The organism is Streptomyces sp. NPDC102451 (genome assembly GCF_044765485.1).
Lineage (GTDB): Bacteria > Actinomycetota > Actinomycetes > Streptomycetales > Streptomycetaceae > Streptomyces.
Genome location: NZ_JBIWKD010000004.1, coordinates 186,949 through 213,821, shown reverse-complemented (window position 1 = coordinate 213,821; position 26,873 = coordinate 186,949). Strand labels below are relative to the sequence as shown.

Genomic DNA, 26,873 nt, shown 5'->3' with positions numbered 1-26,873 from the left:
ATCCGCTTGCCCCGCGCGCCCCCCAGCGGATTCCATGGGCGTACTCCCCTCGACGCCGTCGAAATCCTCGCACCATCCCTCCGCACCATCCCCCCTCACGAAGGGAATTCCCATGCCCCGTAAAGCGAACGCGGAACTGCTGGCGGGGTGCGCACGTGGAGAGCAGGAATCCTGGGACGCCATGGTGGAACGATTCGGCAGACTCGTCTGGTCCGTGGTGCGCAGCCACCGGATGAGCGACGTCGACGCCGAGGACGTACGCCAGCTCACCTGGTTACGACTGGTCCAGAACGTCGAGCGGATCCGTGACCCCGAAAGGGTCGGTGACTGGCTCGCCACCGTCGCGCGCCGGGAATCCCTCAAGGTCCTCTCGCGCAGGAAACGACTCGTCATGGTCGGTGACAGCGAGACCCTCGACGGACTCTCCGGCCACAGCGAGAGCCCCGAGCAGATCACCCTGCGCGCCCAGCGCAGGGAGGACGCCCAGCGCGCCATCGACACGCTCTCCGAGCAGTGCCGCGGCGTGCTGATGCTGGCCCTCGCGGACCCGCCGGCCTCCTACGACGAGATCTCCACGGCACTGGCCATGTCGGTCGGCTCCGTGGGCCCCATACGCACCCGCTGCCTGCGCAGACTGCGCCGCGCGCTCGCCGCCGCGGACGCCGGGGAACGTCTTCCGGCGGTGATGGGCCACGCCCGCTGCCCCCTCGCATCAGCACATGCGGACGTGTCCGGTCCGCGGCACCGGGGGGCTCTGGTGGGGGGAGGCCCCGAAGCTGCGGCCGGACAGGCCGGACAGGAGTGACGCGCATGTCCCACTACGACGTGAACGAGCTGGTGCGGTCGATCGTCATCGACACACTGGGAATCCCCACGGACCTGTACAGCACGGATCTGGTCTTCTCGGCCGATCTCGGCCTGGAATCACTGGATCTGCTCGACATATTCTTCCGCATCGAATGCACGGCACCGGTCATTCTCTCCGTCGAGAAATGCGGGAAGTATCTCCAGGGAGAGGTTCCCGACACGGAGTTCTGCGACGCCCGCGGAATCATCAGCGGACGCGGAATGGAACAGCTGGGCACCGTGATGCCCCAGCTCGACGCCGTCCGGTGGGACGGGAAACTCACCCTCGACCGCATGCTCGCGGAAATGACCGTCGGAAACCTCATCTCGATGGTCGAGAACCTCCTCGCCGAAGGGCAGGCGGCCCATGCCTGAACCCGGCCGCCCCACGGCCCGTACCGGAAGCCGGCCGCCCGTCCGGGCCGACAGCGTCGTCAGGGTCGGCAGCTACGGCGTCGACACCGATGCCGTCGAGCGGCTGGTCGCCTGGCACGGTCCGGGAGCCCTCCGGCTCTCCTCCGACAGCGGCTCCGCCGTCGGCTGGGCGCTCCGACAGGCCGCCCTGCGCGCCCTCGCCGCACCGCCGAGGATCGCCTCCCGATGGAACGACATCTCCCTGCGCGGCACCGAGGAAGGCCCCTGGACCCTGGTCTTCCGGGGCGAGCTCGCCCGGTTCGCCGAGCGCGTCCTGCACGGGGACGTCTCCCTGTCGGTGACCTCGGGCCCCGGCCGCATCACCGCCCACGCCGTCCTCACCCGTGCCGGCACCCCCCGACCCTCCTCCCGAGAATCCGAGGTACCCAGGTGAGCACCGTCACCGAAACCGGCCTGCTGACGAGCCGCGAGATCATCACGGGCGAGGAGCTGGGCAGCGTCCCGCTCGCCACCTCCGGCGCCGTCCTCTCGGCGGCCCGCCGGGCGGCCGCGGCCGCCCCGCGCTGGGCCGCGACCCCGGCCGCCGAACGGGCCGCGATCCTGGACCGGGCCGCGGACCTGCTGCTCGAACGCGCCCAGGAGGCCCAGGACCTGCTGGTCAGGGAGGGCGGCTCCATCACCGGCAAGGCCTTCTACGAGGTCCACGCCGGCGCGGCCGAACTGCGCCACGCCGCCCAGCTCGCCACCGCGCCCCAGGCCCCGCACGGCCCCGGCTCCGACCCGGGCCGGGAGACCGAGGTGCGGCGCGTGCCGCTGGGCGTCGTCGGCGTCATCGTGCCCTGGAACTTCCCGGTGCTGCTGGGCATGCGCTCGGTCGCCCCCGCCCTCGCCCTGGGCAACACCGTCCTGCTCAAGCCCGACCCCCACACCCCGCTGAGCGGCGGCCGCCTCTTCGCCGAGGTGCTGGCCGCGGCCGGACTGCCCGAGGGCGTCCTGGAGGTGGTGTACGGCGACGCCGACGCGGGAGCCGCACTCGTCCGGTCGCCCGACGTCGCGATGGTGTCCTTCACCGGATCGACCGAGGTGGGACGCGAGATCGGCGCCACCGCGGGACGGCTGCTCAAGCGTGTCGTCCTCGAACTGGGCGGGCAGAACGCCTACGTCGTCCTGCCCGACGCCGACATCGAGGCCGCCGCCTCCGCCGGCTCCTGGGGCTCCTTCCTGCACCAGGGCCAGATCTGCATGGCCGCCCGGCGCCATCTGGTCCACAGGGACGTCGTGGAGAGCTACACCGAGGCGCTGGCCCGCCGCGCCGCGGCCCTGCGCATCGGTGACCCGTACCGTACGGACGCCCAGATCGGCCCCGTCATCGACCGGGGCCAGCTCACCCGGATCGCCACCGCGGTCGAGGACGCCGTCGCGCAGGGGGCCCGCCTGGTCACCGGCGGCACGGCGCAGGGGCAGTTCTTCCCGCCGACCGTGCTGGCCGACGTGACACCGAAGATGTCCGTCTTCCACGCCGAGGTGTTCGGGCCGGTGGCGACCGTGACCTCCTTCGCCGACGAGGAGGAGGCCGTGGAACTCGCCAACACCTCCGACTACGGCCTCACCGCCGCCGTCTACACCTCGGACGCCGAGCAGGGCCGCGCCCTGGCCTCCCGGCTGCGCTGCGGTGTCGTCCACGTCGGCGACCAGACGGTCAACCACGACCCCCACCTGCCGTTCGGCGGGGTCGGCGCCTCGGGCAACGCGTCCGGGTTCGGCGGACAGGCGGCGATCGACGCCTTCACCCGCTGGCACACCCTCACCGTCAGCAGCCCGGCGCGCTCCTACCCCTTCTGAGAGGAAACCATGGATCTCAAGGTCGTCACCGAACCGCGTATCGCCCAGGCACCCGAGGGCACGGTGGTGCTGCTGATCGGCACCCGCATCAACAAGTTCTGGATGGTGCACCGCTGGGTGCCCGTCATCGCCTCGATGATCCCGATGCTGATCGAGCTGAAGAAGAACAAGGACCACGGATTCCTCTACTCGCGCGCCTGGTTCAACCGCACCGTGATCATGCTCCAGTACTGGCGCAGCATGGACGACCTGATGCGCTACTCGCACAACACCACGGGCAAGCACCGCTCGATGTGGGCCTGGTTCAACCGCGCGGTCCGCAACGACGGCGCCGTCGGCATCTTCCACGAGGCGTACATCGTCGACCCGGCCCGCATGCACACCGTGTACCGGAACATACCCGAGTTCGGGATCGCCGCCGCCACCGAGTCGGTGCCGCAGCGCAAGAGCCCCGCCGTGCCCGGCGCCACCGGTTCCGGGAAGGCGTGAGACGGCCGTGCGCCAGGAACAGGAGCCGGTACGCGCCGGCCAGGACGTGCAGTGGCGCCGGTGCGGGTCCTGCGGGGCCTTCGTCTACGGGAAGCGGCTCGACCGGAACCTCAAGGTGTGTCCGGAGTGCCAGTTCCACTTCCGTATCTCTCCCGACACCCGCATCCGGCAGCTCGCCGACCCGGACAGCTTCCGGCCCCTGCCCGCCGACTACGAGCCGCGCGACCTGCTCGCCTTCAGCGACAGCAAGCCGTACCCCGACCGGCTGCGCGACGCCCGGGCCAGGACGGGGCGCAACGACGCCCTGGTCGCCGGTGAACTGACCGTCGAGGGGCACGGCCTGGTCGTCGCCGCCGTCGACTTCAGCTTCATGGGCGGCAGCATGGGCGCCGTCGTCGGCGAGGGCATCGCGGCCGCGGCCCGGCACGCCCTCGCCCGGCGGCTGCCTCTCCTGCTGATCGCCGCCTCCGGCGGCGCCCGTATGCAGGAGGGCGCCGTCTCCCTGATGCAGATGGCCAAGACCGCCCAGTGGGTCGCCGCGCTGCGCGAGGCGGGGCTGCCGGTCGTCAACCTCAACACCGACCCGACCTTCGGCGGGGTCAGCGCCTCCTTCGCCATGCTCGGCGACGTCATCCTCGCCGAGCCCGGCAGCCTCATCGGCTTCGCGGGACCGCAGGTCATCCGCAACACCATCCGCGAGGAACTGCCCCCCGGCTTCCAGAGCGCCGAATTCCTCCTGGAACACGGCATGATCGACGCGGTCGTCCCGCGCGAGAACCAGCGGGAACACCTCGCGCGGCTGCTGTCCCTGTTCGGCCCGTCCGTGCCCGAACTGCCCGAGCCCGGGGGAGCCGAACCGCTCACCGAGCCCCTCCCGGCGCTCCGCGGCGCCCGCGAGACCGTCGCGCTCGCACGGAACACCGGCCGGCCCACCGCCGCCGACTACATCGGGTACGTCTTCGACGCGTTCATGCCCCTGCGCGGCGACCGGGTCTGCGCCGACGACCAGGCCCTGCTCGGCGGGATCGCCCGGCTCGGCGGACAGAGCGTCGTCGTGCTCGGCCACCAGAAGGGCCACGACACCGCAGAGCTCGTCCGCAGCAACTTCGGCATGCCCAACCCCGAGGGGTACCGCAAGGCGCTGCGGCTGATGCGGCTCGCCGAGCGGTTCGGGCTGCCCGTCGTCGCCCTGGTCGACACCCCGGGCGCCTTCCCCGGCATCGGTGCCGAGGAGCGCGGCCAGAGCCTCGCCATCGCCGAGTGCATCCTCGAACTCTCCCGGGTGCGGGTCCCGGTGGTCTCCGTGGTCACCGGTGAGGGCGGCAGCGGCGGCGCGCTCGCCCTCGGCGTCGCCAACACGGTCCTCATGCTCCAGAACGCCTACTACTCGGTGATCAGCCCCGAGGGCTGCTCGACGATCCTCTTCGGCACGGCCGAGCACGCCGGACGTACCGCCGACGCCCTGCGCCTGACCGCGTCGGACCTGCTGCGCCTCGGGGTCGTGGACGCGATCGTCCCCGAGCCGCCGGACAGCGCGCACAGCGCTCCCCACCCCACCGCGCTCAACGTGAAGACGGCCCTGGTGCGCGCCCTCACCCCGCTCCTCGAACTGCCGGGCGACCGGCTCGTCGAGCTGCGCAGGGAACGCTACGACCGCTTCGGGCACCCCGAACACCAGCCGGTAGTCGACTGGGAGGACCACGATGACCACTGACACGACGACCGCCGCGGACACGATGACGGTCGAGGAACTGCGCACCCAGACCAGGCTGCTGGCCGGCGAACTGCCCGGCACCCTGCGCCGGATCACCCTCAAGGCCGGCGGGATCAGCGTCGACGTCGAGTGGGAGACAGCCCCTGCGGCGGCGCTCGCTGCGGCCCCCGCCACAGCCCCCGTCGGCATCCAGCCCGCCGCCGCGTCCGCCCCGGCGGCCGCCGTCCCCGCCGAGCCGGAGCGCCCCGCCGGCCTCGTCCAGATCACCGCACCGCTGGTCGGCACCTTCTACCAGGCGTCCTCACCCGGCGCCGAGCCGTTCGTCCAGGTCGGCGACATCGTCGAACCCGGACACCAGCTCGCGATCATCGAGGCGATGAAACTCCTCAACTCCATCACGGCCGACGTCCGGGGCCGGGTGCACGCCGTGCACCCGCAGGACGGCGACGTTGTCGAGTACGCCCAGCCCCTGTTCGACCTCGTCCCCGTCGACTGAGCCGGCGACCGCACACACCGGAGGACCGAGACGTGTTCGACAAGGTACTCATCGCCAACCGCGGCGAGATCGCGCTGCGGATCATCCGCACCTGCCGTGATCTGGGCGTACGCACGGTGGCGGTCCACTCCACCGCCGACGCCGACGCCCGGTTCGTCAAGGCGGCCGACGAGGCCGTCCACATCGGCCCCGGAGCGCCCGCCCGCAGCTACCTCAACATCCCCAACATCATCGGCGCGGCCGTCCGCACCGGCGCGCAGGCCATCCACCCCGGATACGGATTCCTCTCGGAGGACCCGTACTTCGCGGAGATCTGCGCCGACGACGGCATCACCTTCATCGGGCCGCCCCCGGACGTGATGGAGAACGTGGGGGACAAGGCGACCGCCCGCAGGCTCATGACGGAGGCGGGGCTCCCGCTGCTCCCCGGCACCGTCGAACCGGTCGACTCCGCCGAGGCGGCCGAGGCCGTCGCCGCCGACATCGGCTACCCGCTGATCATCAAGGCCGCGGCGGGCGGCGGCGGCCGGGGCATCACCGTCGTACGCCGTCCCCAGGACCTCCGCGACGCCTACGCCGGCACCCGGGCCAGCGCCCAGGCCGTCTTCAAGAACAGCGCCGTCTACATGGAGCGTTACCTGGAGAAGACCCGGCACATCGAGATCCAGGTCGTCTGCGACGACTTCGGCGGCGCCGTCCACCTCGGTGAGCGCGACTGCTCGGTGCAGCGGCGCCACCAGAAGCTGATCGAGGAGTCGCCCTCCGCCATGGTCACGCCCGAGCTGCGCGCCCGGCTGGGCGAGGCGGCCGTCGCCGGGGCCCGCGCCGTCGGCTACCGCGGCGCCGGGACCGTGGAGTTCCTCGTCGAGGCGGGGGAGAACGCCCCCGAGGACGCGTACTGGTTCATGGAGATGAACGCCCGCATCCAGGTCGAGCACCCCGTGACCGAACTCGTCACCGGCGTCGACCTGGTGGCCGAACAGCTGCGGGTGGCCGCCGGAGGGCCGCTCTCCGTGAAGCAGGAGGACATCGAGGTACGCGGGCACGCCATCGAGTGCCGGATCAACGCCGAGGACCCGGCCCGCAACTTCGCCCCCACCCCCGGCCTGCTGGAGACCTACACCGTCCCCGGCGGCCCCTGGGTGCGGGTCGACACCGACTACGCGCCGGGCGCCCGGGTCAGCCCCTACTACGACTCCATGATCGGCAAGCTGATCGTCTGGGGCCCGGACCGCGCGACCTGCATCGACCGGACCCTGCGCGCCCTGTCCGAGTTCGACGTCTCCGGCCCCGGCGTCCACACCACCGTCCCCCTGCACCAGGAGATCCTCGACCACCCCGAATTCCGCCGGGGCGACATCGCCACCGACTTCCTCGAACGGCACTTCGCCCTGTGAGCACCACCGCCGAGGGCAGCGAGGCCCCGGGAGACGGCGACGGCCCGCTCACCGACGAGGACATCCGCGTCTACCGCCACTTCCTGGAGGTCTCCCCGGACGCGGCCGGCGCGCCGGCCCGCCTCGGCCTGCCGCCCGCCCGGTTCGCGGAGTCCGTCGTACGGCTCACGGCCCGGCAGCTGCTGCGCCCCGACGGGCCGCACCGCCACGAGGCACTCTCCCCGGGGCTCGCGGCCGTCTCGCTCACCACCTCCTCCCAGCTCCGGGTGCGCGAACTGATGCGGCGGATCGATGCCACCCAACGCGAACTCGGGCCGCTGGGACCGCTGTACGAGCGCCAGGTGCGCCGGGGCCTCGAAGGCACCGCGACCGAACTGCTCACCGACGGCGAGGCCGTACGCCACCGGCTCGCCGAACTCTCCGCGCAGGTACGGCACAGCGTGCTCACCGCGCACCCCACCCTGGGCGGCCCCGAGACGCTGCGTGCCGCCAGGGAGCTCGACAGCGACCTCCTGGACCGCGGCGTGCGCTACCGGACCGTCGTACCGCACACCGCCCGACGGCAGCGCGAGGCACTGCACCACATGACGCTCCTCAACGGCCTCGGCGCCGAGGTGCGCACGGCCGCGGTGATCCCCGGCCGGCTGATCATCCTCGACGACGACACCGCGGTCGTGCCCACCGCGACGGGCGGTGCGGCCGTGCTCCACGACCCGACCGTGGTCACCTTCCTCACCGTGATCTTCGACCACATCTGGGAGCACGCCCGGCCGGTCGGCACGGGCGGCGCGGACAACGAGGTCTTCGAGGACGTCGAACTGGCCGTCCTGCGCCACCTGGAACACGGCAGATCCGACGACTTCATCGCCCGCAAACTCGGGATCTCGACCCGTACGATGCGCCGCTACCTCGCCGGGCTCTGCGAGAAGCTCCAGGTCGAGACGCGGTTCCAACTCGGCCTGGCGGCCGCGCGGCTGGGCCTGCTCAGCGACGCCCGGGCCCAGGACGACGGCGGATAGGAATTCCTGATCGACCGCATCGGGAATCACCGTCGAGGCGGCTGGACCGGGCCGCGGAGCGGGGCGGATAGTTTCCACGACCGCTCGCCCACATACCCCCGGGGGGACCGCATGAACGTCACGGCCCGCGCCGAGCGACGCCTACGCGTCGTCGTCTCCGGTCTGTCCTCCGACGCCCACCTGTGGAACCTCGTGCACCTCCAGCTGTTCCTGGAGGACCTCGGGCACGAGGTGGCGAACCTGGGCAACACGACACCCGACGCGACGATCGTCGAGGCCTGCCGCACCGGCCGCCCCGACCTGCTCGTCATCAGCTCGGTCAACGGCCACGGGCGCACGGACGGGCTCCGGCTCATACGCGCCCTCCGCGCGGTGCCGTCCCTCGCGGCTCTGCCCGTGGTCATCGGCGGCAAGCTCGGCATCGACGGCCGCGCCGACGCCGACGCGCGACTGACGGCCGCCGGATACGACGCGGTCTTCGACGACGCCGCCGAAGGCGGCCCCGAATCCGGGCTCGTGTGCTTCGAGTCCTTCCTCGGCGCCCTGGCGGCCGGCCACTCCCGTGGACGGCCCGCCGCAGGCGCCGGAGCCGCCTGATGACGCCCACCGACCGGTTCACCGGCTTCGTCGGCCACGCCCGTGCCGCGGGGCGCCTCGTCGTCCAGCCGCGCATGGGCTTCGGCGAACTCCACCGCATGCGCGCCGGACTGCGCGCCGTACGGGAGGCGGACGCCACCACCGTCGGCACGGTCACCCTGGACAGCTACACCCGCTGCCACGACGACGCGACCGCGCGCCGCGCCCTGCGGGACGACCCCGCCGGGCTCAACGGCTTCCCGCTCCTGGCCCACGGCGTCCCCGCGGTGCGCTCCCTCCTCCAGGACTGTTCGTCGGCGGGCTTCCCCGTGCAGATCCGCCACGGCACACCCCTGCCCCTGCGGCTCTTCCGCGCGATGGCCGACGCCGGGGCGGACGCCACGGAGGGCGGCCCCGTCTCGTACTGCCTGCCCTACGGCAGGGTGCCCCTCGCCCGGGCCGTCGCCGAGTGGAGCGCGGGGTGCGAACTCCTCGCCGCGCAGCCCGTCCCGCCGCACATGGAGACCTTCGGCGGCTGCATGCTGGGCCAGCTCTGCCCGCCGTCGCTCCTGGTCGCGCTCTCGGTGCTGGAGGCGATGTTCTTCCAGGAGCACGGGCTGCGCGGCATCTCCCTCAGCTACGCGCAGCAGGTCCACCGGGGCCAGGACCTGGAGGCTCTCGCGGCGCTGCGGCGGCTCGCAGGCGAGCGGCTGTCCACCCCCCACCACCTCGTGCTCTACACCTTCATGGGCGTCTTCCCGCGCACCGAGGCCGGCAGCCGCCGCCTCCTCGCCGAGAGCGCCCGCCTCGCCGTGCACGGCGGCGCCGAGCGCCTGGTCGTCAAGACGCCGGCCGAGGCCCACCGGATCCCCACCGTCGAGGAGAACGTGACCTCGCTGGAGTACGCGGCCTCCGTGGCCGCCACCACCCCGGACCGCGCCGACAGCTACCGCGCCACCGAGTCAGGTCTGTACGAGGAGGCCCGCACCCTGGTCGACGCCACGCTGGAAGCGGGCCGGACCCTCGGTGACTGCCTGGTCAACGCCTTCGCCCGGGGTGTCCTCGATGTGCCCTACTGTCTGCACCCCGACAACGCCAACCGCGCCCGCGCCACGATCGACGCCCGGTCCATGCTCGGCTGGAGCCGGGCCGGCGGGATGCCCGTGACGGCGACGGCCGCGGCCCCGGTCACCGCGCGGCGGCTGACCGAGCTGCTCACCCACAACCGTCGGCGCTTCGACCGCGACGCCGTACGCCACCCGCTGAGGAGCGCCTCATGACCCGCCCCGTTCCGGCACCGAGGCTGCGCGCCACGGGCCGTTCCCTGTCCCGCCCGGCCCCGGCGCCGCGTTCCCGCGCGGTGAACCCTCCGGCACCGCACGACGGGGGTCCACCCGAGTCCCGCCGGACCGCGACGGCCACGCTCCGTGCCGCCCGCGCCAGGGGAGCGCTGCGGGCAGCCGTCTCGCAGGGCATCCACGGACTGTCGCGGCGTACGCCTGAAGGGCGCTGGACAGGACTCGACACCGACATCGCACGCGCCGTCGCGGCGGCGGCCCTCGGCGACCCCGAGGCCGTCGACTGGCGCCCCGTCACGGCGGGCGACCGGCTGACGGCGCTCGAGGAGGGGCACGCCGACCTGACGACGTGCAACCTGACCTGGACCATGGGCCGGGAGGCCACCCACCGGGTGCTCTTCGCCGGAGTGACCTGCTACGACGGTGAGGGGTTCCTGGTCCCGGCGGACTCCGGCGTCACCGACCCCGCGGACCTCGCCGGCCGCCGCCTCGCGGTCCACAAGGGCTGCACCACCACGTTCAACCTGGAGGCCTGGTACGGCTCCCGCGGCCTGGACGTCGAGGCCGTCCCCTTCGACGATCCGACCGGCGCCCTTGCCGCGTACGCCGACGGCGACTGCGCGGCCTACGTCCTGGACCGCACCGCACTCGCCGGAGCCAGGTCCCGGCTGCCCCGGCCCCGGGACCACCACATCCTGCCGGTCTCGATATCCCGGGAGCCGATGGCCGCCGCGGTCCACGAGACCGACCCGCACTGGTTCCGCCTGGTCCGCTGGGTGCTGCAACTGCTGCTGGCCGCCGAGCACGAGGGCACCGAGGCCGCCGCCCGGCACGCCGGACCGCACGGCCCCGCGGTCGGCCTCGACGAACGGTGGGCCGGCCGGGTCCTGTCGGCGGTCGGCACGTACGCCGACGTCTACGAGCGGAACCTCGGCGCCGCCTCCGGCCTGGACGTGCCCCGTGGACTCAACCATCTGTGGACATCGGGCGGGCTGCACTATCCCGTGCCCCTCCACTGACCCGCCCCTCGCCCAGAACGGAGAAGTCTGATGACTCTCGTCACCGACCCCACCGCCCCGCGCATCGCCATCATCGGCGCCACCGGAGCCGTGGGCAGCACCCTCATCGAGCTGATCGAGGAACGGGACCTGCGCTACCGCGAGCTGTACCTCGTCGCGTCGAGCCGCAGCACCGGCCGCCAGATCCCGGTGGGCGGACGGACGCACGAGGTGCGTTCCCTGGAGGACTTCGACTTCGGACTCGTGGACATCGCGTTCTTCTCCGCCGGCACCTCCGTCAGCAGGGCCTGGGTGCCCACCGCCGTCGCCAAGGGCGCCCTCGTCATCGACAACACCCGCGCCTTCCGGATGGACCCCGACACCCCGCTCGTCGTCCCGCAGATCAACTACGCCGTCCTGGACCGGCCTCCGGGGAGCGGCGTCATCGCCAACCCCAACTGCTCGACCATCCCTCTGGTCCGGGTGCTGCAGCCGGTGGAGCGTCGCTGGGGGATCCGGCAGGTCGTCGTCAGCACCTACCAGGCCGCGTCGGGGCAGGGGCACCAGGGCATCGAGGAACTGCTGGAAGGCACCGAGGTGGCCCTGCGCGACCCGGACGCCGACCTGCCGTCCGAACGGTTCAACCCGCCGCTCGCGTTCAACGTGGTCCCCTTCATCGACGAACTCCTGGGCAGCGGATTCACGCTGGAGGAGCAGAAGATGGTGCAGGAGTCCCGCAAGATCCTCGGCCTGCCCGACCTCGAGGTCACCGCGACCTGCGTCCGCGTCCCCGTCGTCAACTCCCACTCCGAGGCGGTCTGGGTGCAGACACAGGAGCCGGTGGACCGGGCCGAACTGGTCGGCCTGCTCAGCCGTCAGACCGAGGTCACCGTGCACGACGCCGAGAACCGGGCGGCCTTCCCGACCCCGCTCAAGGCAGGCCATCCCGACCATGTGCACGTCGGCCGGGTGCGGGTGTCGCCGAACGACCCGCGCGGCTTCTGGCTGTGGCTCGTCTCCGACAACCTGCGCGTCGGCGCCGCCCTGAACGCGGTCCAGATCGCCGAGTACGCCCTCGCCCGCGGCTTCCTGTCGGGAGGGGAGCGGTGAACACCCCGGTGGTACTGAAGTTCGGCGGCTCCACCTTCCGCACCTCCGACGCCTACCACGAACTCGCGGCGGGGCTCGACGAGCGCGTCCGCCGTGAGGCCAGGCCCATGGTCGTGGTGGTGAGCGCGATGCAGGGGGAGACCGAGAGGCTGCGCGCCCGGCTGCACGAGGTCGACGCGCAGCCGGGCGCGGCCACCGCCGCCGGCCTGCTGACCACGGCCGACCTGGTCAGCGCCCATCTGCTGGCCACCGCCCTGCACCGCAGCGGACGCACCGCCACGGTCCTCGCCGGCCACCAGCTGGGGCTGACCACCAACGCCTCGTTCCTCTGGGCCCGGGTGACCAGGATCGATCCCCGCCCACTGCGCCGGGCGCTCGCCGAGTACGAGGTCGTGGTGGTGCCCGGGGGCCAGGCGGTGGACGCCGAGGGGCGGCCGACCTGGCTGGGCAAGAACAGCTCCGACCTGTCGGCCCTCGCGGTCGCCCGCGCCGTCGGCAGCCGCTCCTGCGAGATCCACTCCGACGTCGACGGGATCTACACGTCCGACCCCCACTTGATCACCGGGGCCAGGATGCTCCCGGAGGTCTCGTACAACATGGCGGCCCTGATGTCGCTGTACGGCGCGAAGGTGCTGCACCGCCGCGCCGTCCAACTGGCGCTGCGGCACCGCATCGAGATCCTCCTGCGCTTCAACCGGGCTCCCTACACGATCGGTACGACGATCAGCGGAGCCGGCACCCAGGCCGCGGCCGTGGTCTTCGACCAGCGGTCCGTGGTGCTGGACTACCCCGACGAGGCGCGCGCGGACGCCGCGCACCACGCCTTCCACCTCGAAGGTCTCGACGTCGTACGGCTCAACACCCGTCCGTCGGTGGCGGTCGTCGGCGGATACGTCGACACGGAGGCCGTCCAGCTCCGGCACGGGGTGGTGCCCGGGAGGGTGGCGGGCGTGCCCGTGGCGGAGATGCGGGGGAGCAAGGTCACCACACACGTGGCCGACGGCAGCGCCGACGCGCTGCACCTGGCGCAGCAGTTGCACGACGGACTGGACTTCCCGGTCCCGCGGACCGGCACACGAGTGGGGGCAGGAGCGACATGAGCGGGGCCACCATGACCTTCACGGACCTGGAACTGCCCGACGGCGTACGGGATTCGATCGGCCACGCGCTGGCCGGACTGCCCGATCCGGGGCGTGACTTCGACGGGGCGACGGCCCGCTGCCACCAGATCTTCGCGACACTGCCGCTCGGACTGCTGCGTGCCGTACTGGACTTCGGCCGGCACATCGACACCCCGGGCGTCGCCCTGGTGCGTAACCTTCCCGTCGACGCCGAGACGGGCCCGACACCGCTCGACGGCGGGCCGGGCCGGGGCAAGAGCGGCTTCGTCAGCGAGGGTGTGCTGCTGGGTCTGACCGGTCTGCTCGGCGAGGCGCTCGGTGTGCTGACGGAGAAGGGCGGCCGTCTGGTCCACGACGTCGTCCCGGTCGCCGGTGGCGCGCGGACGCAGACCAACCAGAGCTCCGCGGTCTTCCTGAACTTCCACAGCGACATCACCTATGACGCGACGGGCCGTTACGACGTCGCCAACCCGGACTTCCTCGTGCTCAACTGCCTGCGGGGCGACCGCTCGGGAGGGGCGGTCACCTATTACGCGGACGCCCGCGACCTGTGCCGCCGGCTGGACGCCGACGCGCTGGAGCTGCTCCGCCGCCCGCTCTTCCGGCTCAACGCGCCGGGCAGCTACACCCGCAGCGCCGCGGGCGGTGCCGAGGTCCTGTCCGACCCGGTGCCCGTGATCAGCGGCACCGGACCGCACCCGGAGATCGCCGTGTCGGCGAACGGGGTCCGTGCGCTCGACCGGGAGGCGGAAGCCGCCTTCGAGCACCTCCAGGAGGTCGCCCGGGAGGTGGCGCACGCCGTGCGGCTGGAGCCCGGGCAGGCCCTGCTCATCAACAACCGCAAGGGCATACACGCCCGTTCGCCCTTCGAGGCCCGCCACGACGGCCGGGACCGATGGCTCCAGCGGACCTATGTGCGGCGCAGCCTCTGGGACATCCGGTACCGGGTGACCCCCGAGGACCGCCGCGTGCACTTCTGACCACCGCGTGCCGCCACGTCGTACGACGGACGCGTCCCGCACGGGACGAGCACGGCGCCCGGGCCCCGGCGCTTCGAACGCCGGGACCCGCGCGTCGTGCTCGTCCGCACCCACCCCCCTGGTACCGCGCGGCCCCGAGCTCTACGGGGTCAGGCGCGGCCAGTGCAGAGTTCCTGAATCGACGCAGCGTGTTTCGCTGCCGGTCGCGGTGAGATTCCTCTGGAACACCGTTGCTCCTTGGTATTTCTGCGCGGATTCAGGAAAGGGAAGAGAGCGCGGCGGTGGCACCGGCACCGGTCGGCGGCGCGGGCGGGACGACGTCCCACTTGTCGTCGGCGACGATTATCCGGCCGGATGTTTCATCGGCGCCCGCGCTCGTCGGCGTCAACTCCACGGAGTGAAACATTCCGATTGCCAGTGCGGTCGCGGCGATGCCATGGGCCAGGAAAGTACGTGCCTTCATGTCGCGTGTCCCCCTGTGCGTCTCATTTGTTTGCGGCGCCGTCTGGGCCGCACTCGAAATGTGTCAGCTCAAAAGATCCAGTTCGAGAGCCGCGGGGTGTCCTATGATGGTGCGGCAGCAAGTGGATAGCGACATATCGGGCATTCGAGGGGGCTGGTGGCCGATGGACGAGCATCACGAGTTGGACGAAGTCGCTGTCGCGACCTATGAGTTCGCCTTGCGCGCCGGTTCCTTCGGGGACGAGGACGTCGCCGGCAGTCTCGGTGTCGACGTCCGGCTGGTCGCCCAGGCGCGCAAGACCCTGCAGGACATGAGGCTGCTCGCCTCGACGGGGAGCGACCGCGCCGTGGTCGCCCTCGACCCCGAGATCGCGGAAGCGGAGCTGGTCACGCCGCTGGAGCTGTCCATCGCGCAGCGCCGGCGCGAGATCTCCAGCATCCATCAGCAGTTGCGCGTCCTGTCCGCGATGTACCGCGCTCGCGCCCAGCCCGTGGCCGAGGACGTACCGATCCGCGTCCTCGACGACTTCGAGGACGTCCGGCGCGAGATCGACCTGGCACGAAGACGGTGTACCGACGAGCGCATCACGCTCCAGCCCGGCGGCGGCCGCAGCGCGGAACTGCTCGACCAGGACCTTCTCCAGACGCTGGAGATGCGCGAGCGCGGCATCCGCATCCGCACCCTGTACCAGCACACCGCACACGCCAGCCTCGCCACCCGCGCCTACGTACGCCAGATATGCGAGGCGGGCGCCGAGGTCCGCACCGCCGAGGAACTGTCCGAGCGGCTCATCATCTACGACCGCAAGCTCGCCTTCATCCCCAAGGAACGTACGGGCAAGGAACCGCCCGGCGCCGCGATCGTCACCGACCCCACGATCGTCGCCTATCTGTACCGGTCCTTCGAATCCGTCTGGCAGGGGAGCCAGACCTTCGACATCGGCGGGACCGCCGAGTACCACCACGCCGAGGACCTGCGGATGTCGGTCGTCCGGCTGATGGCCATGGGCCTCAAGGACGAAGTGATCGCACGCCGCTTGGGTATGTCCACCCGCACATGCCGCCGTCATATCTCCGGAATCATGGGGGAGGTCGGAGCGACGAGCCGATTCCAGGCAGGGATCCTGCTCGCGAAGCAAGGGCTGTGTCAGGACGACGAAAGCGTGACCGTTTCCTGACGGCGTCTGTCCTCGATTAGACAGCTGGTTGTTCTGGCCTCACCCTCCCGTGGGCTGATTTTCTTGTGTCCGCCACGTTCGGCGAAAACCGGACCTCGGAGGGGACATGGATATTCGGCAGTTGGCGACGTTTCACAAGGTGGGGACGCTGCTCAGTTTCACTCGCGCGGCGGCTGAACTGAAGTACGCGCAATCCAGCCTGACCGCCCACATCAAGAGTCTCGAGGAATCCCTGGAGGTCAGCCTTTTCGACCGGCTCGGTGGCCGGATCGAGCTCACCGAGGCCGGCCGGCGGCTGCTTCCCTACGCCGAGCAGATGCTCACGCTCGCCGGCGAGGCGCGGGGCGCCGCCCTGGGCTCCGCGGAGCCCACGGGCGCGCTCACCGTCGGATCCATGGAGAGCATCACCTCCTACCGCATGCCGATGCTGCTGGAGTTCTTCCACCACCGCCACCCGGCCCTCCAGATCATCCTCCGCCCCAGCCTCTGCGCCGAGACCTGCCACGCCCTGCGCCAGGGCCTGTTCGACCTCGGTTTCCTCATGGAGGCCGAGACCCGGCACCCGGGCGTCCAGACGGAGGTCCTGGGCTCCGAGCCCCTGACCCTCGTCGCCGCTCCGGGGCACCCCCTGGCCCAGGCGGAGAAGGTGACCACCGAGGACCTCCGTGGCACCCAGGTCCTCTCCGCCGAGGCGGGCTGCGCCTACCGGGAACTCTTCGAGGCCGAACTGAACGACGGCACCGGCGAGGCGCTGCCCTTCCTGGAGTTCGGCACGATCGAGTCCATCAAGCGCGGGGTGTCCGCGGGACTCGGGGTCAGCCTCCTCCCCACGGCCACCGTCGCCGACGCCCTGGAGGCCGGCACCCTGGTCCCGCTCCCCTGGGCGATCCCCTTCACGGTCTACACCCAGATCGCCTGGCGCCGGGGCAAGACCCTCACGCGCGAGATGCGGGTCTTCATCGACCAGACGATGCGCTTCCTCACCGAGGAGTACGCCCAGTAGCGCACGCGGGCACCCCCATGACCTGCGCCCACGACCGGCGGATACCGGGCGGAGACCTGGCAGCAATCCGGCGGACACCCGGCAGGGGCCGCTCCTCCGCGACTCGCCCGAGAGGCGGTCGGCGTACGAGGTTCGACACGGCCTGATGTGGAAAGCTCTATCGGAGCACGCCGCTCACGGACGCGCCCACGGAGCCGCTTCGGCGCGCCCTCGGGACACCTGAGAACCGCCGCTCGGAGGATTCCCGAGTTCGGCCGGTTCCGGCCTTCACATCCCCCGCGTTCCCTGCCAGCACCCGGACCAGGAGTATCTGTCATGGATTTCGGACTCGTCCTCCAGACCGACCCGCCCGCCTCGGCCGTCGTCGGACTCATGCGCCGCGCCGAACGGAACGGGTTCCGCTACGGCTGGACCTTCGACTCGGCGGTGCTCTGGCAGGAGCCCTTCGTCATCTACAGCCGGATCCTGGAGCACACCGAGCGGATGCTCGTCGGGCCGATGGTGACGAACCCGGGGACCCGCACCTGGGAGGTCACCGCCTCCACCTTCGCCACGCTCAACGACATGTACGGCAACCGCACCGTCTGCGGCATCGGACGCGGCGACTCCGCCATGAGGGTGGCGGGCCGCAGCCCCAACACCCTCGCCCGGCTCGGCGAGGCCATCGACGTGATCCGGGACCTCGCCGAGGGGCGCGAGGCCACCGTCGACGGACAACCGGTCCAGATCCCGTGGGTGAAGGACGGCCGGCTCCCCGTCTGGATGGCGGCGTACGGCCCCAAGGCGCTCGCACTCGCCGGGCAGAAGGCCGACGGCTTCATCCTCCAGCTCGCCGATCCCTACCTCACCGAATGGATGATCAAGGCGGTGCGCGACGCGGCGGCGGAGGCCGGCCGTGACCCGGACTCCGTCACCATCTGCGTCGCCGCGCCCGCCTATGTGAGCGAGGACCTGGACCACGCGCGCGAACAGTGCCGCTGGTTCGGCGGCATGGTCGGCAACCACGTGGCCGACCTCGTCTCCCGCTACGGGGAGCACTCCGGCCTCGTACCCGAGGCGCTCACGGCGTACATCGCCGGACGCTCCGGCTACGACTACAGTCACCACGGCCGCACCGGGAACCCGGACACGGCCTTCGTCCCCGACGAGATCGTGGACCGCTTCTGCCTGCTGGGACCCGCCGAGGCCCACATCGAGAAGCTCCGGGCCCTGCGTGATCTGGGCGTCGACCAGTTCGCCGTCTACAACATGCACGATGCACGGGAGGCGACCATCGACGCCTACGGCTCCACGGTCATCCCCGCGCTGTCCGCCTGACGCCCCACCGCGTCCTCCCGACTGCCCGCAACGGCTGTCCAGGCACCGCACACCCGCGCCCCGCACGGCACCTCTCCCGAGCGAAGGGTCACGCCACCATGACCGCTACCGTCCCACCCGTCCCACCGTCCGCCTCCGGGGAGCCGATAGCCGGCCCGTCGGACGGCCGGATCGAACTCGCCCCCGGGGCCGTCCCAGCCGACTCCCGCTTCGTCAACGACGATCTGCTGCCGGTGCCCCTGGAGCGGCGCCGCTGGACGACGTACAACTTCGCGGCCCTGTGGATCGGGATGGCCCACAACATCCCGTCCTGGCTCCTGGCCTCCGGGCTCGTCGCGCTCGGCATGGACTGGAAGCAGGCCGTCCTCACCATCGCGCTGGCCAACGTGATCGTGCTGGCACCGATGCTGCTCACCGGGCACGCCGGCCCCAAGTACGGCATTCCCTTCCCGGTCCTGGCCCGGGCCTCCTTCGGGCTGCGCGGCGCCAACCTGCCGGCGCTGATCAGGGCGGCCGTCGCCTGCGCCTGGTTCGGCATCCAGACCTGGATCGGCGGCGTCGGGATCTTCACGCTGCTCGGCAAGATCTTCGGCGGCTGGGCCCGGGCCGGTGAGATCGGCGGTCAGCCCTGGACGCTCTGGCTGTGCTTCGTCCTCTTCTGGGCGCTCGAACTCGCCATCATCTACCGGGGGATGGACACCCTGCGCCGCTTCGAGAACTGGGCGGCACCCTTCGTCATCGTCGGCGCGGTGGTCCTGCTGGTCTGGGTCGCGGTCAAGGCCGGCGGATTCGGCCCGCTCCTGGACCAGCCGTCCGCGCTCGGCTGGGGCGCCGACTTCTGGCCGGTCTTCTTCCCGTCCCTGATGGGCATGATCGCCTTCTGGTCCACGCTCTCGCTGAACATCCCCGACTTCACCCGCTTCGGCGCCGGCCAACGCGCCCAGATCCGGGGCCAGTCGCTCGGGCTGCCGACCACGATGACCTTCTTCGCGCTGCTCTCCGTCTTCGTCACCTCCGGCTCCCAGGCCGTGTACGGGGAGGCGATCTGGGACCCGGTCCAGCTCGTCGCGAAGACCGACAACGTCTTCGGTCTGCTCTTCGGACTGATCACCGTGCTGGTCGCGACCATCTCCGTGAACATCGCGGCCAACGTCGTCTCGCCCGCGTACGACCTGGCCAACCTCGCCCCGAAGATCATCAACTTCCGCACGGGCGCACTGGTCACCGGGGTCGTCGGTGTCCTGATCATGCCGTGGAAGCTCACCGAGACGCCCGAGCTGTACATCTTCACCTGGCTGGGCCTGGTCGGCGGTCTCCTCGGCACGGTGGCCGGCATCCTGATCGCCGACTACTGGATCATCCGCCGCACCGTGCTCGACCTGCCGGACCTCTATCTGCCGGGAGGCCGCTACTGGTACCGGGGCGGCTGGAACTGGCGCGCCGTCGTGGCCTTCGCCGTCGGCGGCTTCCTCGCGGTGGGCGGCTCGCACTCGGCGCCGGGCAAGGGCCCGTTCCCCGCCGACGGGCTGATCCCGTTCCTCCGACCGCTCGCCGACTACGGCTGGGCCGTCGGACTGGTCTCCTCGCTGCTGCTGTACACGGTGCTGAGCCGGGGAGTCAGGACTGCGCCGGACTCCGGCCGAGCACGGCGCTGACGTCCACGGTCTCGTCCGCCGGGGGCGTGGCCGTGGGCACCGGCTCGTCGAAGCCGGAGAAGTCCACGGCCGCGTCCGCCCCGTCACCCCGGACGGTGATCCGCACCGGGTAGTGCTTGCCGGCGGTGTCCACGTACGCCGTCAGCTTCTGCCCGTGCAGGGTCCGGGTGACCGGGACGGTCCGTACGCCGTCGACCGTCGTCACCGTGCCCTTGGCGAAGGTCCCGGCGTCCGTACCGGCGTTGTCGGAGACCAGTTCGCGGAAGGTGTCCAGGTCGCACGCCTCGACGACGGGGCGCAGCCGGGAGTCCGAGGCGGAGCCCTTCATGTACCGCCCGGCGAGTACGGCCTCGAAGGCGGAGCCGCCGACCGGGACCTGGTTCTCCCAGAAGTCCGCGTCCGGCTTCAGCCAGACCGAGTCGCCCCGCTTGACGATCTTCACCGAGCCCTTGTCCTCGCCCAGGTCCACACCGCCCGCGCAGTTGCCGTTCCGGTCCAGCGTGAGGTCCACCGTCATCGGCGAGCGGCCCTTCCCGAGGTCGCCCCGCGCCCGCAGATGGACGGACCTGACGTCCAGCAGGGCGTCACGGGACCGGTCGGCGATCTGCTCGGCGGGGAGCGACTCGATGTCGTCGTCCGCCTGGGCCGCGGTGCTGCCGGCGACCGCGAGCACGACCACGGCCGCGCAGGCTCCGGCACGCATGGCGATGCGCTGTCCTGTCACGGCGCCTCCTCGGAAACGTCCCTGGTCAGGGCCTTACGAGCAGAATTCACCCACCTGGCGAGCGTACGCCCGGGCAGGGGGGCGTGCACGACGGGCCGGGGGTACGGAGGGCCGGGACGTGTCAGTGGCTACGCGGCGCGTACATGAGGACACCCATCCCGATGAGGCAGATGACGGCGCCGGTGATGTCGTACCGGTCCGGCCGGTACCCGTCGGCGACCACGCCCCAGGCGATCGACCCGGCGACGAAGACGCCGCCGTACGCGGCGAGGATGCGCCCGAAGTTGCCGTCGGGCTGGAGCGTGGCGACGAACCCGTACAGGCCGAGTGCGATGACGCCGGCGCCGATCCAGGCCCAGCCCTTGTGCTCGCGCACGCCCTGCCACACCAGCCAGGCCCCTCCGATCTCGAAGAGCGCGGCGACGACGAACAGGGCGATGGAGCGGGCGACGAGCACGGGGACGGGTTCTTTCTGTCGGAGAAGCCGGAGAAGCCAAAGGAACCGGAGGAACCGGGGAAGTCGGAGGCCAAGGTGCCGGGCGGCGGGCTCGGGCAGCTCAGGCCGCCGGGCCGAAGAGGCTGGTGAGCAGTTCCGCCCCGTCGGCGGGGGCCCGGACCTCCAGGTGCAGGTCCTGGCCGTCGAGGTGGAGGCGGAAGCCGAAGAACGGGCAGCACTGCTGCTCGGAAGCGGCGAGGGCGGCGATGTCCCCGGCCCGTGCGGCGGGCAGGGTGAGGCGCAGACCGTCCGGGAGCTCTCGGCGTACGGCGCCGTCGAGGAGCTGGTGCCACCGGGCGGTGCGCTCGACGGTTCCGTCGCCGGTCAGCGAGCAGGCGACCGGAGCCGTCCGCCAGGACTCGCTCTCCTCCGCGGCCCGGCGGCCGGCCGAGAGCACGACGTCCACCGCGCGGGAGGTACCGGCGGGCGCGGGCGGGGTGAGGAAGCCGCACTCGGGATCGCAGCGGGTGCTGCGGTCGGGCAGCGCGTCCAGGTGGACCAGGGCGGTGCGCAGCGAGGCGGTGAACTGTGTCAGCTCCGCGGCCCGTCGTTCGGCCTCGGCCAGGCGGGCGGCGATGCGGGGGCGCAGGTCGGCCTTCACATCCGCGCAGGCCCCGGCCTCCCATACCGCGAGCAGCTCGCCGATCTCGTCCAGCGGCAGCCCGAGGTGCTTCCCCGCTCCGATGAACGCCAGGCGTTCCACCGCCTCCTCACCGTACACGCGGTATCCGGACGCGGTCCGGTCCGCGGGCAGCAGCCCGGCGCCCTCGTAGAAGCGCAGGGTGGTCGCCGGGACGCCGCAGCGGTCGGCGAGCTGGGAGATACGCATCGTGCTCACACCTTGACGGTAGACCTTCCACCCGGCTCGAAGGTCAAGCAGGCGCCCGGAACAGCCACCGGGCCGGGCTCACCTCCTGGATCTGACCGGACCATGACGCGCACCACCGTCCCGGCGATACCCACAGGCCACTTCCCCCCAGGGCGTTACGCTGTCGACGGGCGGATCCCGTGCGGACGAGGGGGACTTATGCGCGTGGTGATGACGGTGAGGAACGCGGCCGAGGAGGAAAGCGGTACCGCGGAACTGCGGAGCTGGCTGACCGGCCTTCCGGAGCTCCGCGGCCGGGTGGACCGGGGTGATCCGGCCGACCTGGGGGAGCGGGACACGGTCCCCATGAACACCATGGGCCCGGCCACCGACGCGCTGATCGCGGTGCTGGAACCCGGGGGCGTGGCCGCCGTGTTCGCGGGAGCGGTCGTCGCCTGGGCCCAGACCCGCCGCTCCGACCACACCGTCACCGTCGTCCGCCCCGACGGTACCGAGATCACCATCTCCTCCCGCCAGGCCCGCACGATGACCCCCGAGGAAGCCGCGGAACTGGCGGAACGCCTGGCACGTCCAGGAGGACCCGCCCCGGCGCAGGAAGGTGACTCCGCCACCCCGCCGTCATGACGCGCGGCCTCGCGGACGGGGAGGTCCGCGCGGTTCTCATCGGCACCGGACTCTTCGCCCCGGAATCACGACTCGCTCCCCTGCCCTCGGTCGACGCCACACTCGACGACATGCGGCGGACGCTGGTCGACATCTGCGGGATGGACCCGGAGCACGTCACCCGGGTTCCGGCTGAAGCGGGCCCTGCCCAGGTGATCGCCGCGGTGGAGGAGACCGTGGGCCGTGCCGGCGGACCCGTGCTGGTCCACTACGTCGGCCACGGACTGCTCGGCCCCCGCGACGAGTTGTACCTCGCCACCCGCGCCACCCGAGGTGCCGACCGGGTCGCGCAGGCGGTCCCCTACCGCACCCTGCGTGATCTGCTGGGCGAGTCGCCGCACGGCAGCCTGGTCGTCCTCGACTGCTGTTTCTCCGGGCGCGGCACGGCCCCACCGTCCCACGGCGGAGCCCGCCGGCCGTTCGCCACCGCCCGGCCCCGGGGCAGTTTCCTTCTCAGCTCGGCCTCGCACTTCGCGCTGTCCTTCGCCCCCGAGGGCGAACGCAACACCCTGTTCACCGGGCGGATGCTGCGGCTGCTGCGCGAAGGCGATCCGGCCGGGCCCCCGTCGCTGACCGCCGACTCCCTCCACGCCGCACTGGACCGGGCATTCGCCGAGGACGCGCGGGTGCGGCCGGCCCGCCACAGCGAGGGCACGCTGGGCTCACTCGTCCTGGCCCGGAACCGCGCCTACCCCGCGACCACCGGAGGGGCGGAGCCGCCGGCGGACGTGCCGTGCCCCTATCCCGGACTGGAGCCGTTCCGCGCCGAGGACAGCCCGCACTTCTTCGGCCGTGGACACCTCGCCGCGCGCCTCGCCGACGCCGTCGCGGACGACTCGGACACGGGCCCGGTGATTCTGATCGGGGCGTCGGGTGCGGGCAAGTCGTCGCTGCTGCGAGCCGGCCTGCTCGCCGGACTGGAGGCCGGCGAGCAGGGCGGGGCACCGGCCCGCACCCCCGCATTGCTCCTCGCGGCCCCCGGCGCCGAACCCATGCGCACACTGGCCAGGACATGGGCCGCCGCTGCCGGACTCACACAGGACGAGGCGGCCGCGTGCCTCGCCGAGGGCAGCTTCCCCGGCCCACGCCCGGGGCTGCCCGCCTGCCGGCTCCTGGTCATCGACCAGTTCGAGGAAGTCTTCACCCGGTGCGACCGCCCCGAGGAACGTGCCGCGTTCCTCGACCTCATCACCGGTGAAGGACCCGGGCCCCGCCCGAAGATCGTCCTGGGACTGCGCGCCGACCACTACGGCAACTGCCTGGCCCACCCCGGTCTGCAACGCGTTCTGCCCCACGCCCTCACGCTCCCCCCGATGCGCGAACCGGAACTGCGCGCCGCCATCGAGGAACCGGCCGCCGCCGTGGGCCTGACCCTGGAGGACGGGCTGACGGAACGGCTGCTGCGCGACCTGAGCCAGGGACAGGAGACGGCCACCGCAGCGGCACTCCCCTTCCTGGCCCACGCGCTGCGCGAGACATGGCGACGCCGCAGCGGCACGCGTCTCACCCTCGCCGGCTACCAGGCCACCGGCGGTATCTGGGAGTCGGTGGCCACCACCGGCAAGGACCTCTACGAATCCCTGGGCCCGCCCGGACAGCGGACACTGCGCACCCTGCTCCTCCTCCTGGTGCACCTGCCCTCCGACGGAGGCACGGCCGTCGTACGCCACCGGGTTCCGCTCGCCGACCTGCCCGACGGCACGCACGCGATCGGTGACCGGCTGGCCCGCCACCGGCTGCTGACCGTGGACCAGGACACCGTGCAGATCGCCCACGAGTCGCTGCTGCGCGCCTGGCCCGAACTCCGCGACTGGATCCGGGAGGACGCGGCCACGCTGCTCCAGCGCCAGCGCCTGCGCGCGGCCGCCGAGGAGTGGGACGACGGCGGTCGCGCACCCGAGTTCCTCTACCGCGACAGCAGACTCCAGACAGCCCAGGAACTGCACGACCTGCCCACGCGGGAAAGGGAGTTCCTGGCCGCCGGCCAGGAGGCAGCAGACCGCGAACGGCACCGCGAGGCACAGCGCCGCCAGAGACTGAAACGTGTGGCCGTGGCCCTGGGACTGGCGCTGTGTGTGACGATCGCCTCGACCCTGATCGCCCTGCGGCAGTGGCGGGCCGCAGACGAAGCCCATGAACTGGCCACCCAGCGAGCCCTGCTGGCACAGGCCGAGGCCGCACGGACGGACGACCCGGGTTCCGCCCTCGACCTGGCCCTGGCCGCGTACGCCCTCAGGCCGTCCGCCGACGCCCGCCAAAGCCTGTTCGAGGTGCTGTCCGGGCCCTACCGCGGCACCTTCAAGCCCGTAACAGGCCTCCACGACTCCGTGTTCAGCCCTGACGGAAAGACGCTGGCCTCCGCGCTGCTGGACGAGCTGTACCTGCGGGACGCCGGCCGGATCCCCGCCCCCGACGCCCCGCTGGCGCGGCTGCCATGCCGTTCGGGCCCGACCGACAGCGCGGCCTTCGGCGGCCGGGACGGTCACCTCCTCGCCGCCGTCTGCGGTGAGGAGGTGAGGCTGTGGGACCTCACCGGGCTGCGCGCGGGTACCGACCCCCGACGGATCGCCTCGCTGCGCGTCCACGACCTGCCCGGCCGGCCCCGGGCCGTGGCCCTGAACAAGGACGGGACCAAGCTGGCCGCAGTGGGGTGGCGCGGCGACGACACCACTGCCGGCGCGCTCACCCTGTGGGACCTCTCCGACCCCCGGGCCCCGCACCGGATCTCGGTCACCGAGAACGTCACCGAGGCGGACGCGGTGACGTTCGCCCCCGACAGCCGCGCCCTCATCTCCGTATCGGAGGACATCAACGCCGGCGGCGTACGCGTGTGGGACATCGCCGACCCCCGGCGCCCCGAGCCCGGTGACCGGCTGCCCGGGACCGGCCCCGTCACGTTCGGCCCGCACGGCCATCTGGCGGCGGTCGCCTTCCTGAACGACGTCAAGCTCATCGACGTGACGTCCCCGCACGAGGTCACGCTCGTCGCCCGGTGGAGCGCGACGACGAGTTACGTCGAAGGGCTCGCCTTCACCCCGGACGGCACCCGGCTGTCCACCGGACACCTCAACGGAACCGCCACCGTGTGGAACCTCGCCGACCCCCGCAGGCCCCAGCGGGACACCAGCCTGTCCTCAGGTCACGCCCAGGCCGTCGACGCCCTCGCCTTCACCCCCGACGGTCGCTCGATGATCTCGGTGAGCCACAAAGAGGCCATACGCTGGGAATTCGCGTCGGCCCGCGTCGAGGCGACCATCCCCGGCGACAGTCACACGATGGACATCGAACTGGCCTCGGACGGCACGACACTGGCCGTCGGTCAGCGCGGCCGGATCCGGCTGTGGGACGTGTCCGACCCCGCCGCTCCCCGGCCCGTCGGCGAACTCCCGGCCCGCACAGGGGGCACCTCGGATCTCGGCTTCAGCGCCGACGGGGCCCTGCTGGCATGTGCGTACTCCGAAGACATCGAACTGTGGGACCTCACCGACCGCGCCCGACCACGCCTCGTCGGGAAGCTCCCGGGAGACGAGGACGACGACGGCGGCGGGCCCTCCCTCGCCTTCGCCCCCGACGCCACGCGGCTGGCCGTCCTCGGAGACGGGTTGCACCTGTGGGACGTCTCCGACCCGGCCGACCCCTCGGCGGTCGCCTCGGTCCCCGGCCACCACGCGCTGGGTGATGTCGCGTTCAGCCCCGACGGACAGCGGCTCCTGGTACCCGAGAGGGACGGGGGTGTCAGCCTGTGGGAGACCGGGGCGGGTGACGACGGTCCGAGGCCCTTGTCCCGCGATTCCTTCGCCGACGTCCTCAGCAGTGAGGCGTTCAGCTCGGACGGCGACGTCGCGGTGACCGGCTCACAGCTCTGGAACATCCTCGGTCGCGACGGCGACGAACTGCTCGGCACGATCAGCGGGAGAGGGCGGGCGGTCAATCCCGCCGGAACCCTGGTGGCCGGCGCCCCCGGCGTATGGGGCAGCGACGTCCCGCTCTGGAGCATCACCGATCCCGCCGAGGCCCACCTGGCGGTGAACCTCCCACACCCCGGGTCGGTGTGGGACGTGGTGTTCGCTCCCGACGGCCGGACCCTGCTCACCGCGAGCGACGGCAGCGTCCGCCTGTGGGATCTCGGCGACGGCCCGGCCATCGCGGCCGACACCCTCGGCGTGGCGTGCCGCCTCGCGGACGGCGGCCTCACGCCCTTCGAGTGGCGCGTCCACGTATCCGACGTACCGTTCCGGCAGAGCTGTCCGAGCCGGGCGTGAGCGACAGCGGGCCGCGGGTCGTA

At 72.0% G+C, this 26,873-nt stretch carries 25 protein-coding genes; 21 read left to right on the top strand and 4 right to left on the bottom strand.

Going from position 1 to position 26,873, the window contains the following annotated elements; all coding sequences use genetic code 11:
* The first annotated feature begins 112 nt into the window (after positions 1-112).
* The 15 genes from ACIRD8_RS11290 (at position 113) to ACIRD8_RS11220 (ending at position 14,261) form a co-directional block, all read left to right on the top strand.
* Positions 113-805, top strand: coding sequence for an RNA polymerase sigma factor (locus ACIRD8_RS11290; protein ID WP_403989054.1), 693 nt, complete (start codon positions 113-115; stop codon positions 803-805).
* 5 nt (positions 806-810) lie between these two features.
* On the top strand, positions 811-1,221 hold the full coding sequence (locus tag ACIRD8_RS11285) for an acyl carrier protein (protein WP_403989052.1): 411 nt from the start codon (positions 811-813) through the stop codon (positions 1,219-1,221).
* On the top strand, positions 1,214-1,654 hold the full coding sequence (locus ACIRD8_RS11280; protein WP_403989050.1) for a hypothetical protein: 441 nt from the start codon (positions 1,214-1,216) through the stop codon (positions 1,652-1,654). The genes ACIRD8_RS11285 and ACIRD8_RS11280 overlap by 8 nt, the downstream gene beginning before the upstream one ends.
* Positions 1,651-3,063, top strand: a complete 1,413-nt coding sequence (locus ACIRD8_RS11275; protein ID WP_403989048.1) for an aldehyde dehydrogenase family protein — start codon at positions 1,651-1,653, stop codon at positions 3,061-3,063. Before ACIRD8_RS11280 ends, ACIRD8_RS11275 begins: the two co-directional genes overlap by 4 nt.
* 9 nt (positions 3,064-3,072) lie before the next feature.
* Positions 3,073-3,552 carry a DUF4188 domain-containing protein gene (locus tag ACIRD8_RS11270; protein ID WP_403989046.1) on the top strand — a complete coding sequence of 160 codons (480 nt, stop codon included), beginning with the start codon at positions 3,073-3,075 and terminating at the stop codon, positions 3,550-3,552.
* A gap of 7 nt (positions 3,553-3,559) precedes the next feature.
* On the top strand, positions 3,560-5,266 hold the full coding sequence (locus ACIRD8_RS11265; protein WP_403989044.1) for an acetyl-CoA carboxylase carboxyltransferase subunit alpha: 1,707 nt from the start codon (positions 3,560-3,562) through the stop codon (positions 5,264-5,266).
* Positions 5,256-5,762, top strand: a complete 507-nt coding sequence (locus ACIRD8_RS11260; protein WP_403989042.1) for an acetyl-CoA carboxylase biotin carboxyl carrier protein — start codon at positions 5,256-5,258, stop codon at positions 5,760-5,762. The genes ACIRD8_RS11265 and ACIRD8_RS11260 overlap by 11 nt, the downstream gene beginning before the upstream one ends.
* A gap of 32 nt (positions 5,763-5,794) precedes the next feature.
* Positions 5,795-7,159, top strand: coding sequence for an acetyl-CoA carboxylase biotin carboxylase subunit (accC, locus tag ACIRD8_RS11255; RefSeq protein ID WP_403989040.1), 1,365 nt, complete (start codon positions 5,795-5,797; stop codon positions 7,157-7,159).
* Positions 7,156-8,178: a LuxR C-terminal-related transcriptional regulator gene (locus tag ACIRD8_RS11250; RefSeq protein ID WP_403989038.1), complete on the top strand. Its 1,023-nt coding sequence runs from the start codon at positions 7,156-7,158 to the stop codon at positions 8,176-8,178. Before accC ends, ACIRD8_RS11250 begins: the two co-directional genes overlap by 4 nt.
* 111 nt (positions 8,179-8,289) lie before the next feature.
* Positions 8,290-8,775, top strand: coding sequence for a cobalamin B12-binding domain-containing protein (locus ACIRD8_RS11245; RefSeq protein ID WP_403989036.1), 486 nt, complete (start codon positions 8,290-8,292; stop codon positions 8,773-8,775).
* Positions 8,775-10,034, top strand: a complete 1,260-nt coding sequence (locus tag ACIRD8_RS11240) for a methylaspartate mutase (protein ID WP_403989034.1) — start codon at positions 8,775-8,777, stop codon at positions 10,032-10,034. The genes ACIRD8_RS11245 and ACIRD8_RS11240 overlap by 1 nt, the downstream gene beginning before the upstream one ends.
* A complete protein-coding gene (locus ACIRD8_RS11235) occupies positions 10,031-11,071 on the top strand; it encodes an amino acid ABC transporter substrate-binding protein (protein WP_403989032.1) in 1,041 nt (346 codons plus the stop codon). The genes ACIRD8_RS11240 and ACIRD8_RS11235 overlap by 4 nt, the downstream gene beginning before the upstream one ends.
* A 30-nt stretch (positions 11,072-11,101) precedes the next feature.
* Positions 11,102-12,160, top strand: coding sequence for an aspartate-semialdehyde dehydrogenase (locus ACIRD8_RS11230; RefSeq protein ID WP_403989030.1), 1,059 nt, complete (start codon positions 11,102-11,104; stop codon positions 12,158-12,160).
* Entirely contained in the window at positions 12,157-13,260 is a 1,104-nt protein-coding gene (locus ACIRD8_RS11225) for an aspartate kinase (protein WP_403989028.1), read from the top strand. Before ACIRD8_RS11230 ends, ACIRD8_RS11225 begins: the two co-directional genes overlap by 4 nt.
* On the top strand, positions 13,257-14,261 hold the full coding sequence (locus tag ACIRD8_RS11220; protein WP_403989026.1) for a TauD/TfdA family dioxygenase: 1,005 nt from the start codon (positions 13,257-13,259) through the stop codon (positions 14,259-14,261). The genes ACIRD8_RS11225 and ACIRD8_RS11220 overlap by 4 nt, the downstream gene beginning before the upstream one ends.
* Positions 14,262-14,517: 256 nt before the next feature.
* Here ACIRD8_RS11220 and ACIRD8_RS11215 read toward each other — a convergent pair whose 3' ends face one another.
* Positions 14,518-14,724 carry a hypothetical protein gene (locus ACIRD8_RS11215; protein WP_403989024.1) on the bottom strand — a complete coding sequence of 69 codons (207 nt, stop codon included), beginning with the start codon at positions 14,722-14,724 and terminating at the stop codon, positions 14,518-14,520.
* 163 nt (positions 14,725-14,887) lie between these two features.
* Here ACIRD8_RS11215 and ACIRD8_RS11210 point away from each other — a divergent pair, with 163 nt between their 5' ends.
* From ACIRD8_RS11210 to ACIRD8_RS11195, 4 genes are all read left to right on the top strand, one after another.
* Entirely contained in the window at positions 14,888-15,901 is a 1,014-nt protein-coding gene (locus tag ACIRD8_RS11210) for a LuxR C-terminal-related transcriptional regulator (RefSeq protein WP_403989022.1), read from the top strand.
* A 121-nt stretch (positions 15,902-16,022) separates the two neighbouring features.
* The gene (locus ACIRD8_RS11205) at positions 16,023-16,904 is read left to right on the top strand and encodes a LysR family transcriptional regulator (protein WP_403989020.1); all 882 of its coding nucleotides are present in this window, start codon (positions 16,023-16,025) and stop codon (positions 16,902-16,904) included.
* A gap of 315 nt (positions 16,905-17,219) precedes the next feature.
* On the top strand, positions 17,220-18,221 hold the full coding sequence (locus ACIRD8_RS11200; protein WP_403989018.1) for a TIGR03842 family LLM class F420-dependent oxidoreductase: 1,002 nt from the start codon (positions 17,220-17,222) through the stop codon (positions 18,219-18,221).
* Between the two features lie 98 nt (positions 18,222-18,319).
* Positions 18,320-19,876 carry an NCS1 family nucleobase:cation symporter-1 gene (locus tag ACIRD8_RS11195; protein WP_403989016.1) on the top strand — a complete coding sequence of 519 codons (1,557 nt, stop codon included), beginning with the start codon at positions 18,320-18,322 and terminating at the stop codon, positions 19,874-19,876.
* Here ACIRD8_RS11195 and ACIRD8_RS11190 read toward each other — a convergent pair.
* The 3 genes from ACIRD8_RS11190 to ACIRD8_RS11180 form a co-directional block, all read right to left on the bottom strand.
* Positions 19,839-20,600 carry a hypothetical protein gene (locus ACIRD8_RS11190; RefSeq protein ID WP_403989014.1) on the bottom strand — a complete coding sequence of 254 codons (762 nt, stop codon included), beginning with the start codon at positions 20,598-20,600 and terminating at the stop codon, positions 19,839-19,841. The genes ACIRD8_RS11195 and ACIRD8_RS11190 overlap by 38 nt on opposite strands.
* 121 nt (positions 20,601-20,721) lie before the next feature.
* Complete coding sequence (locus ACIRD8_RS11185) at positions 20,722-21,057, bottom strand: YnfA family protein (protein ID WP_403989012.1); 336 nt, start codon at positions 21,055-21,057, stop codon at positions 20,722-20,724.
* A gap of 100 nt (positions 21,058-21,157) precedes the next feature.
* Positions 21,158-21,925, bottom strand: a complete 768-nt coding sequence (locus ACIRD8_RS11180) for a MerR family transcriptional regulator (protein WP_403989658.1) — start codon at positions 21,923-21,925, stop codon at positions 21,158-21,160.
* A 210-nt stretch (positions 21,926-22,135) separates the two neighbouring features.
* On the opposite strand from ACIRD8_RS11180, the gene ACIRD8_RS11175 reads away from it, so the two are divergent.
* Positions 22,136-22,549 carry a hypothetical protein gene (locus ACIRD8_RS11175; protein ID WP_403989010.1) on the top strand — a complete coding sequence of 138 codons (414 nt, stop codon included), beginning with the start codon at positions 22,136-22,138 and terminating at the stop codon, positions 22,547-22,549.
* Positions 22,546-26,850 carry a caspase family protein gene (locus ACIRD8_RS11170; protein ID WP_403989008.1) on the top strand — a complete coding sequence of 1,435 codons (4,305 nt, stop codon included), beginning with the start codon at positions 22,546-22,548 and terminating at the stop codon, positions 26,848-26,850. The genes ACIRD8_RS11175 and ACIRD8_RS11170 overlap by 4 nt, the downstream gene beginning before the upstream one ends.
* Positions 26,851-26,873: the final 23 nt, after the last annotated feature.

Coding starts and splice junctions, on each gene's coding strand:
- ACIRD8_RS11180 (WP_403989658.1), bottom strand. CDS start 21,925: ATGCGTATCTCCCAGCTCGCCGACCGCTGCGGCGTCCCGGCGACCACC.
- ACIRD8_RS11290 (WP_403989054.1), top strand. CDS start 113: ATGCCCCGTAAAGCGAACGCGGAACTGCTGGCGGGGTGCGCACGTGGA.
- ACIRD8_RS11270 (WP_403989046.1), top strand. CDS start 3,073: ATGGATCTCAAGGTCGTCACCGAACCGCGTATCGCCCAGGCACCCGAG.
- ACIRD8_RS11220 (WP_403989026.1), top strand. CDS start 13,257: ATGAGCGGGGCCACCATGACCTTCACGGACCTGGAACTGCCCGACGGC.
- ACIRD8_RS11260 (WP_403989042.1), top strand. CDS start 5,256: ATGACCACTGACACGACGACCGCCGCGGACACGATGACGGTCGAGGAA.
- ACIRD8_RS11235 (WP_403989032.1), top strand. CDS start 10,031: ATGACCCGCCCCGTTCCGGCACCGAGGCTGCGCGCCACGGGCCGTTCC.
- ACIRD8_RS11230 (WP_403989030.1), top strand. CDS start 11,102: ATGACTCTCGTCACCGACCCCACCGCCCCGCGCATCGCCATCATCGGC.
- ACIRD8_RS11285 (WP_403989052.1), top strand. CDS start 811: ATGTCCCACTACGACGTGAACGAGCTGGTGCGGTCGATCGTCATCGAC.
- ACIRD8_RS11170 (WP_403989008.1), top strand. CDS start 22,546: ATGACGCGCGGCCTCGCGGACGGGGAGGTCCGCGCGGTTCTCATCGGC.
- ACIRD8_RS11240 (WP_403989034.1), top strand. CDS start 8,775: ATGACGCCCACCGACCGGTTCACCGGCTTCGTCGGCCACGCCCGTGCC.
- ACIRD8_RS11195 (WP_403989016.1), top strand. CDS start 18,320: ATGACCGCTACCGTCCCACCCGTCCCACCGTCCGCCTCCGGGGAGCCG.
- ACIRD8_RS11200 (WP_403989018.1), top strand. CDS start 17,220: ATGGATTTCGGACTCGTCCTCCAGACCGACCCGCCCGCCTCGGCCGTC.
- ACIRD8_RS11215 (WP_403989024.1), bottom strand. CDS start 14,724: ATGAAGGCACGTACTTTCCTGGCCCATGGCATCGCCGCGACCGCACTG.
- ACIRD8_RS11175 (WP_403989010.1), top strand. CDS start 22,136: ATGACGGTGAGGAACGCGGCCGAGGAGGAAAGCGGTACCGCGGAACTG.
- ACIRD8_RS11280 (WP_403989050.1), top strand. CDS start 1,214: ATGCCTGAACCCGGCCGCCCCACGGCCCGTACCGGAAGCCGGCCGCCC.
- ACIRD8_RS11245 (WP_403989036.1), top strand. CDS start 8,290: ATGAACGTCACGGCCCGCGCCGAGCGACGCCTACGCGTCGTCGTCTCC.
- ACIRD8_RS11210 (WP_403989022.1), top strand. CDS start 14,888: ATGGACGAGCATCACGAGTTGGACGAAGTCGCTGTCGCGACCTATGAG.